Source organism: Planctomonas sp. JC2975, from assembly GCF_012985205.1.
In the GTDB taxonomy this organism is placed as follows: domain Bacteria; phylum Actinomycetota; class Actinomycetes; order Actinomycetales; family Microbacteriaceae; genus Humibacter.
This window is the reverse complement of record NZ_JABEKS010000001.1, coordinates 607598-622687: the sequence shown is the minus strand read 5'-3', so window position 1 is coordinate 622687 and position 15090 is coordinate 607598. Positions and strand designations below refer to the sequence as shown.

Below are 15090 nucleotides of genomic sequence, written 5' to 3'. Positions count from 1 at the left end.
GCCGCGCCGTGCCACACCGGTGTGGAGAGCTACCCATCATTGTCCGCACCACAGGTTAGGCTCGTAAGAAGCAGCCCACCCGGGAGGTTCCATGGCTCGCATCGGAGAAAGCGCCGACCTGCTCAAGTGCTCGTTCTGCGGAAAGAGCCAGAAGCAGGTACAGCAGCTCATCGCGGGCCCTGGCGTGTACATCTGCGACGAATGCGTCGAGTTGTGCAACGAGATCATCGAAGAGCGGATGGCCGAGTCCGGTGAAGAGAACACCGGCCAGTTCGACCTGCCCAAGCCGAAAGAGATCTTCGCCTTCCTCGAGGAGTACGTCATCGGCCAGGAGGCCGCGAAGAAGGCGCTCTCCGTCGCCGTCTACAACCACTACAAGCGGGTACGGGCGCGCACCACGCTCGGCCCGGCCGATCAGGTGGGCGAAGACGTCGAGATCGCCAAGTCGAACATCCTGCTCATCGGTCCGACCGGTTGCGGCAAGACCTATCTGGCGCAGACACTGGCTAAGCGTCTCAATGTGCCTTTCGCCTTCGCGGACGCCACGGCGCTCACCGAGGCGGGCTACGTCGGAGAGGATGTCGAGAACATCCTGCTGAAGCTCATTCAGGCCGCCGACTACGACGTCAAGCGCGCGGAGACCGGGATCATCTACATCGACGAGGTCGACAAGATCGCCCGCAAGGCCGAGAACCCGTCGATCACGCGCGATGTGTCGGGTGAGGGCGTGCAGCAGGCACTGCTGAAGATCCTGGAGGGGACCGTGGCGTCGGTGCCGCCGCAGGGCGGTCGTAAGCATCCGCACCAGGAGTTCATCCAGATCGACACCACCAACGTGTTGTTCATCGTCGCCGGCGCATTCGCCGGTCTCGAGGACATCATCTCGTCGCGCGCAGGCAAGAAGGGCATCGGCTTCGGCGCCCCCCTGCACAGCAAGGGCGACGACATCAACCTCTTCAGTGAGGTGCTCCCCGAAGACCTGCACAAGTTCGGCCTGATCCCGGAGTTCATCGGGCGTCTTCCGGTCGTGACAACCGTCACGCAGCTCGATCGCGAGGCGCTCATCCAGATTCTCACCGAGCCGAAGAACGCGCTCGTCAAGCAGTATCAGCGCATGTTCGAGCTCGATGGCGTCGAATTGGACTTCGACCAGCCGGCTCTGGACGCCATTGCCGACCTCGCCGTGCTGCGCCAGACCGGCGCTCGTGGTCTGCGGGCGATCCTGGAGGAGGTGCTCGGACCGATCATGTTCGAGGTGCCCTCCAGCGAAGAGGTGGCGCGCGTCGTGGTCACCCGTGAAGCGGTCCTCGACAACGCGGCACCGACGATCGTTCCGCATCGTCGCACGCGTCGCGAAGAGAAGTCGGCCTGAGCCTCAAGCCGCGGCGGCTGCATCCGGGCGACCGGGTGGCGATCGTCGCAACATCGTGGCCGGGGTCGACTGTGTTCCCGCACGTGTATCGCGCCGGCCTCGCTACTCTCGAAGACCGGCTCGGGCTCGTACCCGTCGAGTTCCCCTCCACCCGCCTGACGCCGGACGAGGCGTGGCGGAGCCCGCAGGCGCGAGCCGCCGACGTGAACGAGGCGTTCGCGGATCCGCAGATCGCCGCCGTGCTGAGCGTCATCGGGGGCGACGACTCGGTTCGCATCCTGCCGTATCTCGACATGGATGCCATCGCCGAGCATCCGAAGATCATGCTCGGCTACTCCGACACGACGACCCAGCTCGTCTGGCTTGCGCAGCATGGCCTCGTGACGTTCAACGGTCCCTCGGTGATGGCCGGATTCGCTCAGGCGGCGAACCTCCCGGGAATGATCGATCACGTGCGGGACATCCTCTTCACGCCTGCAGACGCGTACGAGTACCGCCCCTTCACCCAGTGGTCCGCCGGATATCCGGATTGGTCGCAGCAGGACGGCACCCGGGTGAACAGGCTGCGCCGGAACAGCGGATGGCGGTGGCTCCGCGGATCCGCACCGCGAAGCGGTCGACTGTTCGGCGGATGCATCGACGTGCTGGACATGATGGTCGGAACCCCGTTCTGGCCAGGGCCGGAGTTCTTCGACGACGTCATCCTGTACCTGGAGACGTCGGAAGACCGGCCATCGGCGGCGCAGGTCGGCTATTGGCTGCGCAACTACGGTGCGCAGGGAATCCTCCAGCGGATCGCGGGTCTCGTGATCGGTCGGCCGAACGGTTACGACGCCGCGCAGGTGCGCGAGCTGGATCGGATCGTCCTCGAGCGCCTGGATGAATGGGGGATCGGGGAGATCCCGGTACTCGCCGGCGTCGACATCGGCCACACCGATCCTCAGTTCGTCGTGCCGAACGGCGTGCGCGCCGAACTCGACCCCGGCACAGGACGATTTCGGCTGCTCGAAGCCGCAGTTTTGTGAGCCGGACCGTGGTGGGCGACTCAGAGCCCGGCGTAGCATCGCCGGTGACATCTCGATTCGCTTCAGACACGGGGGACCCGATGAACACGAATATGACGGCCGAAATGATGCAGAACATGTCGATGGACGCGATCGGTATGCCTGCGATGGACGCGATGACGATGCAGGCCTGCATCGAGGCGTGTTCGGCGTGCGAGCAGGCGTGCACGATGTGCGCGGACAACGACATGGCCGACGGCATGATCAAGTGCGCGTCGATGTGCATGGACTGCGCGGACGTCTCCAACACGATGATGCGCATGCTGATGCGTCCGAGCGGATTCGACATGACGGCGATGCAGGCCATGCTGCGGGCATGCATGGCCATGTGCTCGGCGTGCGCCGACGAGTGCGGAAATCACGCCGAGATGAGCGAGACCTGCCGCATGTGCGCGATGGCCTGCACGGAGTGCATGAACGCCTGCCAGGCCATGCTCGACATGATGCGCGACGCGGAGACGGTCTGAGCCGAGACGATCTGAGCGAGGACGTCCGACCGACGCCACCCGCCGCGGTGGCTCAGGCGGCGGAGGCCAGAACGTTGAACCGGCGGGGTCCCGCGGCCAGCACGTTGTACATCGTGTGCAGAGCCACGGGCTCGCCCGCGGTAACCGACTCCGTCAGGTCTCCGTGATTCCAGAGGGACACGACGGATCCGTCGAGGGTGGCGACATCGATCCAGCCGTCACGCTCGCCGACGATGATCGCGTCCTGCCAGCGCGACGGCGTCGCGGCCGCCAGGCGGAGCTGCAGGGCGTGCAGACCGTGTCCAGGTCGGATGTCGGCGCACATCAGCCCGGACTCGCACGCGCACGCTGCGGTGTAGTCGAGTTCGGGGAGCTGTGACATGGCTTCTTCCTGCGCTGTTCGTCTGGCCTGCGGATGGGAAGTCGCGGCGGATGATCCACCTGACGACCTGATCACAGTATGAAAAGATGCGCACAGGCGCACGTCCGTTCGTCACGCTCCGCAACAATCGGCCCGGCGGACGTCGTGTCCACCGGGCCGACTCGAAGGGATCGGATCAGTCGAGACCGCGCCGTCGCAGCAGCGGATCGATCACCGCGTCGCGCCCGCGGAAGTCGCGGTACGCCTCCAGAGGATCCTTCGAACCGCCGACGCCCAGCAGCCGTCGGCGGAAGCGTTCGCCGCCGTCCCTGGAGAGTCCGCCGTTCTCCTTGAACCATTCGACTGTGTCGGCGTCGAGCACCTCGCTCCAGATGTACGAGTAATAGCCGGCGTCGTATCCGCCGGAGAAAGTGTGGGCGAAGTACGTGCTCGAGTACCGCGGCGGCACGGCAGCGTCATGCAGGCCCGCCTCGTCGAGCGCGGCAGCCTCGAAGTCCTCGACTGATTCGACGATGGTGTCCGCGTCGATGCGGTGCCAGGCCTGGTCGAGCATGGCCGCAGCAAGGTAGGTGCCCGTAGCGTAGCCCTGGTTGAAGGCCTCTGAGGCGTGGATCCGCTCGACGAGTTCCTCCGGCATCCGGTCACCGGTCTCGAAGTGCCGCGCGTAGTTGTCGAGGACTTCCGGCCAGAGCATCCACATCTCGTTCACCTGGCTGGGGAACTCGACGAAGTCGCGGAAGACGTTCGTCCCGGCGAACTTCGGATACGTGGTGCGGCCGAAGAGCCCATGCAGCGCGTGGCCGAACTCGTGGAACAGCGTGCCCACCTCATCGAACGTGAGCAGGGTCGGCTCGCCCGCAGCGGGCTTCGGCACGTTGTGGTTGTTGACGACCACCGTGTCGCCGCCGAGCAGCCCCGTGCGCTGGCCGAGGTCGTTCATCCACGCTCCGCCGCGCTTGGAGTCACGCGTGTAGAGGTCGTAGAGGAAGAGTCCGAGCGTTGAGTCGTCGGTATCGAAGACCTCGAAGACGCGCACGTCGGGGTGGTATCCGGTGAGGTCTGGGCGTTCGTCGAAGCGGATGCCGTACAGCCGGTTGGCCGCGAAGAACACGCCGTCGTGCAGAACCCGCTCCGCCTCGAAGTAGGGACGCATCGCAGCGGTGTCCACGTCGTACTTCGCCGCGCGGACCTTCTCGGAGAAGAAGGACCAGTCCCATGACTCGATGTCGAATCCCGCGGACTCTCGGAGGTCTGACTTCTCGGCCCTGGCGTTTCGCGCGGCCGCGGGGGCGAGGCGTTCGAGCATCCCGGCGACGGCATCCGGGGTCTTCGCGGTCTGGGAAGCGGTGACAAATGCAGCGTGGTTCTCGAAGCCGAGGAGGCGTGCGCGCTCGGCGCGCAGTGCGGTGATGCGCTGCACCAACTCGCGGGTGTCGTGATCGCCGCCGTGCACTCCGCGGGAGCGGGACGCCTGCATCACGCGCTCGCGCACGTCACGCCGCGTGAGCCGGTCCAGGTAGGGATGTCCGGTCGGGAGCACGAGCGTGATCAGGTATCCGTCGAGCCCGCGATCGGATGCCGCGGCACCGGCGGCGGAGACCTCTGCGGCGCTCAGGCCGTCGAGCTCGGCGACGTCGGTGATGTGCACCGCCAGGTCGTTGGTGTCTGCGAGCAGGTTCTTCTCGAACCGGGTGGACAGCGTCGAGAGCTCCGCGTTGAGCTCCTTGAGCCGGACCTTTTCGGGCTCGGCGAGTGCGGCTCCGGCGAGCGTGAACTCCTCGTGGTATCGCTCGACGAGATAGCGGGACTCCGCGTCGAGCCCGAGCTCGTCCAACCCGGAATGGATCGCCTCGATGCGGGAGTAGAGGCGCGGATCCAGGCGAATCGCGTCCTCGTGCGCGGCGAGCTTGGGTGCGAATTCCTCCTCGATCGCGCTGACGTCGTCGTTCGAGTCGGCGGAGCTCTTGTTGTAGAACACCTCGGCCACGCGTCGCAACAGCTGTCCGGATCGCTCGAGCGGGAGGAAGACGTTCTCGAACGTGGGCTCGGCGGTCTGGGATGCGATGGCCTCCACCTCTTCGCGCTGCTCGGCCATGCCCTGTTCGAAGGCAGGTGCGTAGTGCTCATCCCGGATCTCGGTGAACGGCGGAAGTCCTTGCGGCAGCCCACTGGGGGCCAGAAGGGGATTGGTCGTCATAATCACCAGCCTAGGCGGGCCGATTTCCTAGGCTGGGCCCATGGCATCCCACGACAACGAGCGCTATCTGCACGGTCACCACGCCAGCGTGCTCCGCTCTCATTCCTGGCGCACCGCAGAGAATTCGGCCGCTTACCTGATTCCGCACCTGTCGCCGGGCTTGAACGTGCTGGACGTCGGCAGCGGACCGGGAACCATCACCCTCGATCTCGCCCGCCTGGTGTCGCCGGGAAGGGTCGTCGGAATCGACGCCTCGGAGGACGTCGTCGCCAATGCCAACGGTCTGGCATTCGACAACGACCTCCACAACGTGGAGTTCCGCACGGGTGACGCCTACGCGCTCGAGTTTGCGGATGCCACGTTCGACGTCGTGCACGCGCACCAGGTGCTGCAGCACCTCGCCGACCCGGTGGCCGCCCTCCGCGAGTTCCGGCGGGTGCTCAAGCCAGGTGGCATCGTGGCGGCGCGCGATGCGGATTACGGAACGCCAGCTTGGTATCCGCTGCTTCCCGGCATCGCCGAATGGCTGCGGATCTACGTGGACGCCGCGCACACCAGTGGGGGAGAGCCTCTTGCCGGGCGGCGTCTGAAGGCGTGGGCGCAGCGAGCCGGGTTCGAGGAGGTGACGGCATCGGCGTCGGTGTGGTCGTTCGCCTCGGATGCGGATCGCGAGTGGTGGGGTTCGTCCTGGGCAGAACGGGCGACGGAGTCCGAGTTCGCGGCTCGGGCAATCGAAGGCGGGCACGCGACGGTGACCGATCTGCGGGCGGTGGCCGCCGCCTGGCGCGAATGGGTCGCGGCGAAGGACGGGTGGTTCTCGCTGACGCACGGGGAGATCGTCGCCAGAGGGTGACCGGCGGATCACCGCGCTGGTGAGGGGCGTAGGCAAAGGATCTGTTGCAAAGATCCAATTGCAAAGAAATGCTTGCAAAGAATTGTTTGCACGCGTAGTCTCGTCCCATGAGCACGGACGACGAGCAGGCACCGGCAGAGAACCCGAGGTTCCGGCGACTCGACGCGTCCGCCTTGAAGGCGCTCGCGCATCCGCTCCGCATGCAGATCTTCGAGGAGCTCGTGCAGTTCGGGCCGCTCACAGCGACCGGGCTCGGCGAACGCCTTGGGGAGTCGAGCGGGTCCATGAGCTATCACCTGCGCGAGCTCGCCAAGCACGGCTTCGTGCGGGAGGTCGAGGGCAAGGGGACAGCTCGTGAGCGCTGGTGGGAGCGCACGCCTGGTGCCGTATCGCTGAGGTCGTCGGACGACCAGAGCGAGTCGGAGAACGCGGCCGCCGATCTCATCGCGAAGACATGGCATCACCGCTGGTTCGAGCAGACGATGCAGTTCATCGACCAGGCCGACAACACGATCCCGAGGCGATGGGTCGAGGCCAGCACGATCAGTCACACCTCGCTCCCGCTCACGATCGAACAGCTCGAGGAGCTCAAGACGGAGCTCGACGCTCTCTTCCTGCGTCTCGGCGACCGCTATCGCGGCCAGGAGGCTGACGGCACGCGCCGCGTGCAGATCCAGTTCAACATCTACCCGCTCACCGATCCGAAGGGGACCAGCTCATGAGCACCGCAACGCTGCACTACCGGGAACCGTCCTTCGCCGAGCGCACGGCCGTGAGGCTCGGCGCGCTGATGGTCGAGTGGGGAAACGCAAGTGCCCAACGGCGTGAGGATCGCGCGGAGCACGTTGCGCGCATCCAGGCCCGCTACGACGAGGACAGCGCGCGCCGGACCCAGGTCTGGGGACGGATGATGCCCTGACCGTCGACCATCGCATCCGCTCCACCGTGTGCTCGGCGGGCCGCATCGGCCGCCGGGCACACGTGCGTCAGTCGGCCTCGAGTGCTTCCTCGTCGGGCTGCGACACCGTCGCGGAGTCTTCCTCGGGGTGATACCGGATGACGGTGCCGTCGTCCAGCTCGACCACCGGCTTGCCCTCGAGCCAGGTCAGCGTCCAGCGCCACGTCGAGGCATCGACGTCGAGTGCCTCGAGCTCGTCCTCGACGGAGCGCACGGCAGAGACGACAACGGAGGGGAGCCGGTCGGGAGCAGCCCCTCCGACGGGCCAGCGCGTGCCGAGTTGCATTGCTCAGGCCTCCGTCGTCGAGGACTCGGCGGCCGGACTGCCGGCAGAGCTGTCTACCGGGTTGTCTTCCGGGTTGTCCCCAGAGGCATCGGATGCCGATGCATCGGCATCCGGCGCATCGGTCGCCGGCGCATCGGCGGAGGCGTCGTCGGCCGGGGAGTCATCGGGGGTGGCGCCGTCGTCGGTCGCCTCGACGGCTTCGTCGCCGGTCTGGACGGGCTCGACGGACGGTGCATCGGCGGAAGCCGGACTGGCCGGGGCCTGCTGAGCGGATCGCAGCCGGTACACGACAACGGTCGACGCGTCCGCGATCTCGTCGTAGAAGCTTCTGGCGTCCGGGTCGTCCTGCTTCGCCAGCCACTGGACGAGCGGTGTGCCGAACTCGGCGCCGACCGTCGCGACAGCCTCGATCAGGGCGCGCCCGAAGCCCTGCTCCCGGTGCTCCTCCAAGACGAAGAGGTCATCGATGTGCAGGGCGTGGTCGCCGTCCAGCGGGCGCGGAACCTCGTGGTAGTGCACGAGGCCGATGAGCGCGCCATCGTCGTCGACGGCGACGAGACCGCGTTCGGCACGGGCGGCATCCGTCAGCCAGCTCCAGACGAGCAGCGCTCCCTGGTCGGTCAGGGCTCGCTCGTAATACGTTGCGTAGTCCTCGTAGAGGGCGAGCCACGAGAAGAAGTCGCCCTCCGCGGGTTCGCGAATCGTGATACCCATCAATCCCCCTCCGTACCTCCTGATGGCGGCGTGCATTCCGTCGTTGGACTGAACACCGTGATGTAAAACCTAGTTGCCGAAAGGGCAGCAGAGCTATGCCGTGTGCTCATCATCGGCGAGCTCGACCTTGACGGACAGCTCATCGCCCGGCGCGAACTCGAGCGTCGTGATGCGTCCGACGGCGCGGATGTCCGCGGCGGCCTGCTCGATCGCCCACAGCTCCTCCTCGGGCGCGGTGACGACCGCACGGGAGATCGGAGCCTTCTGCGACGCCTTCGCGGCGGTCTTGGCACGACGGATGCCGATCAGCACCCCCGAGGTTGCGGAGAGCACGAGCGGCGTCGCCTCACCGGCGGCCTCGCCAACCTGGTCGGCGGACGGCCACGCCGCGCGGTGCACGGAACCGTGCTGGAACCACGACCACGACTCCTCGGTGGCGAACGGGATGAACGGCGCGAACAGCCTCAGCAGGGTGGACAGCGCAAGTCGCAGTGCCGCGGCTGCGGATGCCGCGCCAGGACCCTCGCTGTAGGCGCGCTCCTTCACGAGTTCGAGGTAGTCGTCGCAGAACGTCCAGAAGAAGGACTCCGTCATCTCGAGCGCGCGGGCGTGGTCGTAGTTCTCGAGTGCCTTCGTCGCGTCGCCGACGACCTGTGCCAGCCGCGCGAGCATGCTGCGATCGATGGCCTCGGTGATGGCGCCATCGGCGGACGGGAATCCGAGGATGAATTTCGCCGCGTTGAGCACCTTGATGGCGAGTCGTCGACCGATCTTGATCTGCGTGGGGTTCTGCGGGTCGAATGCGGCGTCGGTGCCGAGCCGGCTGGAAGCCGCCCAGTAGCGGACGGCGTCCGATCCGTGCTGCTCGAGAATGTCGGCGGGCGTCACCACGTTGCCCTTGGACTTGGACATCTTCTTGCGATCCGGGTCGACGATGAACCCCGAGATGGCGGCGTGCGCCCACGGGGCGACGTCGTCCTCGAGCTGCGCGCGTAGCAGCGTGGAGAACAGCCACGTGCGGATGATGTCCTGTCCCTGGGGCCGCAGGTCGTAGGGGAAGACGGCCTCGAACAGCTCCGGGTCCCGCTCCCAGCCGCCGGCGATCTGCGGCGTCAGCGACGATGTCGCCCACGTGTCGAGGATGTCCACCTCGCCGACGAACCCGCCTGGGAGTCCTCGCTGGGACTCCTCGTAGCCGGGCGCCGTGTCGGTGGTCGGGTCGATGGGCAGCTGCTCTCGGGTGGGCAGGATCGGTGCGTCGAAGACCGTCTCGCCCTCCGCGTTCACCGGATACCAGACGGGGATCGGCACACCGAAGAAGCGCTGGCGGGAGACCAGCCAGTCGCCGGAGAGGCCTCCGACCCAGTTCTCGTAGCGCACGCGCATGAAGTCCGGATGCCAGTCGATGCCCTTGCCGAGCTCGATGAGCCTGCCGGCGAGCTTCTGGTCGCGGGCGCCGTTGGTGATGTACCACTGGCGCGTGGACACGATCTCGAGCGGGCGGTCACCCTTCTCGTAGAACTTGACCGGGTGGGTGATGGGCTTCGGATCTTCCAGCAGGTCGCCGGACTCCTTCAGCAGCTCCACCATGGCCTGCTTCGCGGAGAACACTGTCTTGCCGGCGAGCTGGGCGTAGGCATCCTTCGCCTCCTGAGTCGCCAGCGCCTCCGGCGGCTCGGGCAGGATGCGACCGTCGAAGCCGATGATCGGACGGGTGGGAAGGTCGAGTTCGCGCCACCACGTGACATCCGTGATGTCGCCGAAGGTGCAGACCATGGCGATGCCGGTGCCCTTGTCGGGCTCGGCGAGGTGGTGGGCGAGGACGGGCACCTCGACGCCGAACACCGGAGTGCGCACGGTCTTGCCGAAGAGCGGCTTGTACCTCTCGTCGCTCGGGTGCGCCACGAGCGCGACGCAAGCGGCGATGAGCTCGGGGCGAGTGGTCGCGATCACGACCGGGTCGGTGTCGCCGTGGAAGGAGATGGTGTGGAAGGCACCGGGCTGGTCGCGGTCCTCGAGCTCGGCCTGGGCGACGGCGCTGCGGAAGGTGATGTCCCACAGCGTCGGCGCCATGGCCTGGTACGCCTCGCCGCGCTCGACGTTGCGCAGGAACGCGAGCTGCGACACGAAGAGCGATTCGTCGCCGATGGTGCGGTACGACTGCTGCCAGTCGACCGACAGGCCGAGCTTGCGCCAGAGCGCCTCGAACTGCTTCTCGTCCTCGACGGTGAGTTTGGCGCAGAGCTCGATGAAGTTGCGGCGCGAGATGGGCTTCTGGTCGGCCGCGCGCGAGCTCTTGTTGTCGCCGCCTTCATAGGGCGGAACGAAGTCCGCCTCGTACGGCAGCGACGGATCGCAGCGCACGCCGTAGTAGTTCTGCACGCGACGCTCGGTCGGCAGGCCGTTGTCGTCCCAGCCCATCGGATAGAACACGTTCTTGCCGCTCATGCGCTGGAAACGGGCGGCGATGTCGGTGTGCGTGTAGCTGAAGACGTGCCCGATGTGGAGTGATCCCGAAGCGGTGGGCGGCGGGGTGTCCACCGAGTAGATGCCGGCACGACCCGCGGCCAGGGCGCTCTCGCGGTCGAAGTGGAAGGTGCGATCGCGGCGCCACCGCTCATCCCACACCTGCTCGAGGTCCTCGAGCGCCGGCTTGTCGGGGATCCGCCCGAAGGCGTCGGTCGTGGCTGCGTCGGAGGACTGGGCATCGGTCATGGCGGATCTCCATTGCGGTATGTACGGCACCGTGTCAACTGGTGCCTGAGTGTGGGATGCCCGCAAGTCTATCGTGCGCAGGTTCCGCTCCCTGGGAGAGCCGCCGAACCCCGCCCGAGCTTCCCGAGTGCGCGGCCACGAACGGAATGGCAGCCAGCGCAAGTGATCGCGGCCCGATCGGCCGGCTGGGATCACGCGAACTGGCTGCCATTCAGCATCGAGCCGAGCCGTCGCTGAGTCAGACCGGGGTGGCCTCCGCGAACTCCTCGTCGTGAAGCACGTCGGCGGCGTCGGCGGTGTCCTCATGGCGCTTGCGGGCGATGGATGCGGCGGCCAGGGCCGCGATGAGCGTGATGGCCGACAGCACGGCGAGAACGACGCCGGGGTGCCACCAAGCCTCATGCGTCGCGTTTCCGAACGCCTCCGTCACCAGCGGGATCAGTCCGGACAGGGCCGCTGCGATCGCATAGGCGATCGACAACGCGCTGTACCGGATGGACTGACCGAAGATGTCGGCCATGAGGCCGCCGAGACCGGCCCAGCTGAGTGTCGGGAAGATGCCGCCGACGATCATCGTGCCGACGAGGATCGCGAACGTCGCCTGCTGCAGCAGGAAGTACATCGGGAAGGCGATGACCAGCGTGGTGAGCGCGCCGATCCACACCACTCGTGCTGAGCCGATGCGGGTCGCGAGCAGGCCGAACAGCGGGATGGTGATGAGCTGCAGAAGGCTGCCGATCGTCGTCGCGATGAACAGCTGCGTGTAGTCGAAGTGCAGGGTGGTGACACCGTAGCTGATCGTGTACGTGTTCATCAGCGAGTACGAGCCGATGCCGAGCATCGCCGCGCCGACGGCGACCAGGAGCGCGACCGGCTGCTTCGCGAAGACGTCGGCGACGGGCATCCGCGTGCGCTTCTTCTCGGCGACCAGGTGCGAGAAGACCGGCGTCTCGTCGATCGAGAGTCGCAGGTAGAGGGAGACGGCGAGGAGCGGGAGGGCGAGAAGGAACGGTACGCGCCAGCCCCACGCGAGCATGGCGTCGGGCGACAGATTCAGGCTCATCACCAGGAACAGCACGGCCGTCACGATCGTGCCGATGGGGGAGCCCAGCTGGGGAAGCGCGGCGTAGAAGCCGCGCCGCTTCGCCGTCGAGTGCTCGACGCCGACGAGGATCGATCCGCCCCACTCGCCGCCGAGCGAGATCCCCTGCACGACGCGCAGTGTGACGAGCAGGATCGGCGCCGCGATGCCGATGGTCGCGTAGCCGGGGAGAACACCGATCAGAGCAGTCGCGACGCCCATGATGCCGATGGTCCAGATCAGAGTCGCGCGCCGGCCGATGCGGTCACCGAGGTGCCCGAAGATGATCGCGCCGATCGGGCGCACGAAGTAGGAGGTCGCAAGGGTGAGGAACGCGAGAAGAGTGCCGGCGACCTTGTCCTGGGTGGGGAAGAAGACGGCGGCGCTGAACAGCGCACTGAAGTAGCTGAAGACGTAGAAGTCGTAGGACTCCAGGGACGTGCCGACGACGGAGGCGAGGGTTACCCGCCAGGCGTTGCGGTCGGCGTTGCGTGCAGCGATGGCTGTGGAATCGGTCACGGGCTCTAAGTGTGCCGGGAGTTCGCCGCAGCGTGGCGCATGTTTCCTCCAGCGTTACGCGTCGTCGATTGTGGTGTGGTCCCAATCGCGCCCGGCGATCGCGACGTCCGATGATCGCCGTGCGGGCGAGCGGGGAGTCATCAGAGGGAGGCGTCGAGCCAGGTCAGCACGGCGAGCACGCGACGATGGTCCGCGCCGGAATCCTCGAGCCCGAGCTTGATGAAGATGGACGACACGTTCTTCTCGACGGCGCCGACACCGACGTGCAACCGTGCGGCGATCGCGGCGTTGGTGCGTCCTTCCGCCATGAGCTGAAGCGTCTCGCGTTCGCGCGGCGTGAGCGCTGACAGCGGGTCGGCGCGACGCCCGACGAGCTGGGCGACGACTTCGGGGTCGAGCACTGTGCCTCCGGCCGCGACGCGGGTGACGGCATCCGCCAATTCGTCGAGGGATGCCACCCGGTCCTTCAGCAGGTAGCCCATGCCGCCGGCGCCCGCGCCGAGCAGCTCTCGGGCGTAGGTCGTCTCGACATACTGGCTGAGCAGCAGCACGCCGGCTTTCGGATGGCGTCTGTGCAGTTCGAGCGCCGCACGGACGCCTTCGTCGCGGAACGTCGGCGGCATCCGCACGTCGAGCACGGCGACGTCGAACGGGACTGTCTGCGCCGCGTCGAGCAGGGCGTCGGCATCACCGAACGCGCCGACGGTCAGGAAGCCGGCCTCGTCGAGCACGCGGGCGAGCCCTTCGCGCAGCAGTACGGAATCGTCCGCCAGGAGCACGCGAAGGGCATCGGTCACCCGTTCACGATATCGGCACGCTCACCGAGACCGTCGTCCCCGTCGGGCCCGAGGTGATGCTGGTCGTTCCGCGCATTGCCGTGACCCGCTCGCGGATGCCGGACAGGCCGTGCCGGGGGTTCTCGCCTGCGCCGCCGACTCCGTCGTCCGACACGCTGAGCGTCAGAGCGTTTCCCGCGAGAGCAAGCGTGAGCCGCGCCCTGTCGGAACGGGAGTGCTTCGCGACATTCGTGAGCAGCTCTGCCGCAACGAAGTACAGGTTGCGTTCGACCTCCTGCGGCAGTGCGACGTCCGTCGACACGTCGTTCGTGACGGTCACCGGGATCGTGCTCCGAGCCGCGAGGGAGTCGATCGCCGCGGCGAGTCCGCGATCCTGCAGGATGGGCGGGGCGAATCCGCGGGAGAGTGCGCGAAGCTCGTCGAGGGCGTCCTGGGCGCGTACGCCCGCCTCGTCGAGGAGCCGGGAGGTGGCGTCCGGGTCGTCGGCCAGACGTCGTTGTGCGGCAGCGATGTCCATGCGTAGACGGATGAGCTGCTGCTGCGGTCCATCGTGGATGTCGCGCTCGAGGCGACGCAGTTCGCGATCCTCCGCGGCGACGGCGGCCGCCCTGGAGGCGGAGAGCTCGGTCACCTCTCGGCGCAGCCGGTCGGACGGCCACGCTCCGAGGAGGCCACGGGCAACACTCCAGTGCAGGGTGATGAGTGCGCGTGTGATGTACGGCAAGGTGAAGAGGAAGACGAGTCCCACGACGGCATACAGGACCGTGTCGGCGGTCACGGGGTCGAACGTCGCCGGAGTGCGCGTCACCCACTCCCAGATGACGCTGGAGAGCCACACCGTGCGACCAGTGGTGGGGAGGAATCCGCCCCAGATCCAGAACGTCGTACCGCCGAGCGCCGTCGAGACCCAGGTGATGAAGATGCTCCACGTGAGGGTGGTGACGGCGATCTGCACCACGATCGCGTCGAGCAGGTAGATCCAGTAGTGGCCGTCGGCGAGCGGGCTCAGAACCCGTCCGATGAAGCCCGTGCCGACTCTGCCACGCCAGACCGGGCGAGGGATGCGCGGCCGGCCTGCCCCCTCGAGCATCGCCAACGTCATCGTGCCGTATCCGCGCGCGATGTACAGCGACGCCAGCACCAGGAAGAACCCCACGACGAGCACGAGAAGCCCGATGCCGGTCGAGAACAGCGGCCAGAGCACGCTCGTGGCGATCACCGCCAGCGGGAAGGCGACGAAGAGCACGCCGGATTCGGCAGGCACACGCGCCCATCGGCGACCGTATGAGCGCCAGAATCCCGTCCCCTCCTGTGCTGCGGACGCGCCCGGTGATGCGCTCGTGGTGACCACACCGTCATTCTCGCCGATCGCGGTCGTCGCAGAGGCGCCGCCACCCTCGAGGGTCGAATCAGTCATGATGCATTTCCTTCCATGGAATCCTTCAGAAGCGGAGGCGGGGTTTCCCGGATGCTGCCCGGGCTTCGACAGGAACCACTTCAGCGTCGTCGACGGCCGGCGCACGGCCCATCCGGACGCTCCCCGAATACGGACGGGGGTTATCCCTACGGATGCCGGTGAGCCCCAGGCTCCGGACGCGCTGCGTCTCGGCATCCGACCTGCCCGACGCCGTGTCCACCACTCGCGGCGCGACTGTAGACTTGTCGGCAACGACTGCGATCCGGCC

The 15090-nt window shown here is 67.1% G+C and carries 14 protein-coding genes; 6 read left to right on the top strand and 8 right to left on the bottom strand.

Going from position 1 to position 15090, the window contains the following annotated elements:
• Positions 1-91 precede the first annotated feature (91 nt).
• The 3 genes from clpX to HII28_RS02940 are packed head-to-tail and all read left to right on the top strand — an operon-like array spanning position 92 to position 2903.
• On the top strand, positions 92-1372 hold the full coding sequence (clpX, locus tag HII28_RS02950; protein WP_170024046.1) for an ATP-dependent Clp protease ATP-binding subunit ClpX: 1281 nt from the start codon (positions 92-94) through the stop codon (positions 1370-1372).
• A gap of 35 nt (positions 1373-1407) precedes the next feature.
• A complete protein-coding gene (locus HII28_RS02945) occupies positions 1408-2397 on the top strand; it encodes a S66 peptidase family protein (RefSeq protein ID WP_170024045.1) in 990 nt (329 codons plus the stop codon).
• Positions 2394-2903, top strand: a complete 510-nt coding sequence (locus HII28_RS02940; RefSeq protein ID WP_346769158.1) for a hypothetical protein — start codon at positions 2394-2396, stop codon at positions 2901-2903. Before HII28_RS02945 ends, HII28_RS02940 begins: the two co-directional genes overlap by 4 nt.
• Before the next feature lie 52 nt (positions 2904-2955).
• Here HII28_RS02940 and HII28_RS02935 read toward each other — a convergent pair whose 3' ends face one another.
• Complete coding sequence (locus HII28_RS02935; RefSeq protein WP_240977213.1) at positions 2956-3285, bottom strand: hypothetical protein; 330 nt, start codon at positions 3283-3285, stop codon at positions 2956-2958.
• Positions 3286-3460: 175 nt separating this feature from the next.
• Positions 3461-5482 (bottom strand): M3 family metallopeptidase, encoded by a 2022-nt coding sequence (locus HII28_RS02930; RefSeq protein ID WP_170024044.1) that lies wholly within the window; start codon positions 5480-5482, stop codon positions 3461-3463.
• A gap of 40 nt (positions 5483-5522) precedes the next feature.
• Here HII28_RS02930 and HII28_RS02925 point away from each other — a divergent pair, with 40 nt between their 5' ends.
• The 3 genes from HII28_RS02925 to HII28_RS02915 all read left to right on the top strand — a co-directional run bounded on the left by HII28_RS02925 (position 5523) and on the right by HII28_RS02915 (position 7254).
• The gene (locus HII28_RS02925) at positions 5523-6335 is read left to right on the top strand and encodes a methyltransferase domain-containing protein (protein ID WP_170024043.1); all 813 of its coding nucleotides are present in this window, start codon (positions 5523-5525) and stop codon (positions 6333-6335) included.
• 107 nt (positions 6336-6442) lie between these two features.
• Positions 6443-7057 (top strand): helix-turn-helix domain-containing protein, encoded by a 615-nt coding sequence (locus tag HII28_RS02920; protein ID WP_170024042.1) that lies wholly within the window; start codon positions 6443-6445, stop codon positions 7055-7057.
• Positions 7054-7254: a hypothetical protein gene (locus tag HII28_RS02915; protein WP_170024041.1), complete on the top strand. Its 201-nt coding sequence runs from the start codon at positions 7054-7056 to the stop codon at positions 7252-7254. Before HII28_RS02920 ends, HII28_RS02915 begins: the two co-directional genes overlap by 4 nt.
• 67 nt (positions 7255-7321) lie before the next feature.
• Here HII28_RS02915 and HII28_RS02910 read toward each other — a convergent pair whose 3' ends face one another.
• From HII28_RS02910 to HII28_RS02885, 6 genes are all read right to left on the bottom strand, one after another.
• Positions 7322-7579: a hypothetical protein gene (locus HII28_RS02910; protein WP_170024040.1), complete on the bottom strand. Its 258-nt coding sequence runs from the start codon at positions 7577-7579 to the stop codon at positions 7322-7324.
• Between the two features lie 3 nt (positions 7580-7582).
• Complete coding sequence (locus HII28_RS02905) at positions 7583-8293, bottom strand: GNAT family N-acetyltransferase (protein WP_170024039.1); 711 nt, start codon at positions 8291-8293, stop codon at positions 7583-7585.
• A gap of 93 nt (positions 8294-8386) precedes the next feature.
• Complete coding sequence (valS, locus tag HII28_RS02900; RefSeq protein ID WP_170024038.1) at positions 8387-11008, bottom strand: valine--tRNA ligase; 2622 nt, start codon at positions 11006-11008, stop codon at positions 8387-8389.
• A 238-nt stretch (positions 11009-11246) separates the two neighbouring features.
• Complete coding sequence (locus HII28_RS02895; protein ID WP_170024037.1) at positions 11247-12608, bottom strand: MFS transporter; 1362 nt, start codon at positions 12606-12608, stop codon at positions 11247-11249.
• A gap of 140 nt (positions 12609-12748) precedes the next feature.
• Complete coding sequence (locus HII28_RS02890; RefSeq protein ID WP_170024036.1) at positions 12749-13405, bottom strand: response regulator transcription factor; 657 nt, start codon at positions 13403-13405, stop codon at positions 12749-12751.
• A gap of 4 nt (positions 13406-13409) precedes the next feature.
• Complete coding sequence (locus tag HII28_RS02885; protein ID WP_170024035.1) at positions 13410-14822, bottom strand: sensor histidine kinase; 1413 nt, start codon at positions 14820-14822, stop codon at positions 13410-13412.
• Positions 14823-15090: the final 268 nt, after the last annotated feature.

What these genes read in the sequence shown, in the direction of transcription:
- HII28_RS02925 (WP_170024043.1), top strand. Translation starts at nt 5,523, where the DNA reads ATGGCATCCCACGACAACGAGCGCTATCTGCACGGTCACCACGCCAGC.
- HII28_RS02905 (WP_170024039.1), bottom strand. Translation starts at nt 8,293, where the DNA reads ATGGGTATCACGATTCGCGAACCCGCGGAGGGCGACTTCTTCTCGTGG.
- HII28_RS02930 (WP_170024044.1), bottom strand. Translation starts at nt 5,482, where the DNA reads ATGACGACCAATCCCCTTCTGGCCCCCAGTGGGCTGCCGCAAGGACTT.
- HII28_RS02935 (WP_240977213.1), bottom strand. Translation starts at nt 3,285, where the DNA reads ATGTCACAGCTCCCCGAACTCGACTACACCGCAGCGTGCGCGTGCGAG.
- clpX (WP_170024046.1), top strand. Translation starts at nt 92, where the DNA reads ATGGCTCGCATCGGAGAAAGCGCCGACCTGCTCAAGTGCTCGTTCTGC.
- HII28_RS02920 (WP_170024042.1), top strand. Translation starts at nt 6,443, where the DNA reads ATGAGCACGGACGACGAGCAGGCACCGGCAGAGAACCCGAGGTTCCGG.
- HII28_RS02910 (WP_170024040.1), bottom strand. Translation starts at nt 7,579, where the DNA reads ATGCAACTCGGCACGCGCTGGCCCGTCGGAGGGGCTGCTCCCGACCGG.
- HII28_RS02885 (WP_170024035.1), bottom strand. Translation starts at nt 14,822, where the DNA reads ATGACTGATTCGACCCTCGAGGGTGGCGGCGCCTCTGCGACGACCGCG.
- HII28_RS02915 (WP_170024041.1), top strand. Translation starts at nt 7,054, where the DNA reads ATGAGCACCGCAACGCTGCACTACCGGGAACCGTCCTTCGCCGAGCGC.
- valS (WP_170024038.1), bottom strand. Translation starts at nt 11,008, where the DNA reads ATGACCGATGCCCAGTCCTCCGACGCAGCCACGACCGACGCCTTCGGG.